The sequence below is a fragment of the Synechococcus sp. R3-13 genome, assembly GCF_047462195.1.
Lineage (GTDB): Bacteria > Cyanobacteriota > Cyanobacteriia > Thermostichales > Thermostichaceae > Thermostichus.
Window position 1 is genome coordinate 1 of the sequence record NZ_JANSIO010000055.1, and the last position, 1,332, is coordinate 1,332.

Consider the following 1,332-nt stretch of genomic DNA (forward strand, 5'->3'; position numbering starts at 1 on the left):
CCCCCACGCTCGCGGCAGCAGTGCGGAACTCCCCTGCATCTCCTCTAGATCCAGCCAAACTTGGGGATCCTCAGGCCGGAGCCGCTGGCTGATGATAGCAAGAACCTTCAACAGGAGCTCGCTCCCGCCGGATCCCGTTTCTCCCGACCTGGGCGAGAACTCCGTTTCGCCGGGGCGAAAGGCTGCGCCCGCTGCGCGATTGGGCTTGTCTGCCTCGATTGCCGAGCCGACTTCTAGCAGCCAGGGTTTGGCCTGGGCAGCACACTCGGGGCAGAAGTCCTGCAGGGCTGCCCAGATTAGAGAGGTGGCCTCAGCAGAGGTCAGGGGCGGCACGGGATCCCCCCAGGGCGCATGCAGATCGCAGATGCGAATGGAACGTCCCATTGTTCTGCTTTTGAGGCGGTAATAGTGCTGGAACAGGTCAAACCGATCGCGGATCCCTTCCAATAGGTTCTCCAAAAAGATCTGAGTCAGGCCCTGGCGGGCCAGATACAGCTCGGCAGCAGAGTCATAGCCCCGCCATTGGGCCTCCCACAGGTGGTCGCGGATCAGGGTGCTGAGGATAAACCCACCCAGATCGGCATGGGCTTCTAGGTGTTGGACTAGCCGCTGGTAGGCCACCCAGCGGATCTCCGCGCTGGCGTGAGTTTGTAAGCTCTGCAGCTGGACAAGAGTGTGCTCTGGGAGCGCAGCAGGCGAGTTCAGGGTCACTTGCCACAACTGCCGCCAAGCTAACCTTCCTGTTGGGTACTGTTGGTGGAGCAGGCACTCCAGAGGCTCCGGTTGTTGGTGACCCCGCTGCTGCAGGAGGCGACACAAAAACTGGCGAAAGGGGCGCAGCTCCGGCTCGGCACAAGCAGCGGCCAAGGGATCCGAGGGCCGATCCTCTCGCTCCTGCGGCGTCTCAGCTGCGGGTTCGCCGAGGGGAACGGCGGTCAGGGATTGCAGTTCCAGGGGGAAAAACAACAGCTGGCTCTGCAGGGAGATGACCCGCTCCAGATCCCTCCAGCTGGGGTCTGCCTTCGTCCAGGCCATCTCTGGTTCGGCCTCAGCCGGGATCGCTGTTGGAAGGCTGCTGCTCTCGCAACCCTCGGCAAGATGGGCTGCCAGGGCGAGCGCCTGCGTCAGCTCCGACAACTCCTGCAGCGCCACCGCCAGCTCTGGCGGGCTGAGCTGGACCACCTGCCCCCGGTAGCACTGGGCAAACTGCTGCACCTGCTCCTCCAGTTCATTCCAGGTTAGGGCGCGCTTTTTCCCAGAGCCAGAGAAACGCTCGAAAGGGGGTTCAGCAGCAGGAAAGACCACCGGCATCAGCCTCCTAGAGATGGGGTC

1 protein-coding gene is annotated in these 1,332 nt (G+C 63.1%); it reads right to left on the reverse strand.

Going from position 1 to position 1,332, the window contains the following annotated elements; all coding sequences use genetic code 11:
* The coding region (locus NW856_RS01745; protein WP_414398782.1) for a peptidase M3 at positions 1 to 1,311 on the reverse strand (1,311 nt) is incomplete at its 3' end.
* Positions 1,312 to 1,332: the final 21 nt, after the last annotated feature.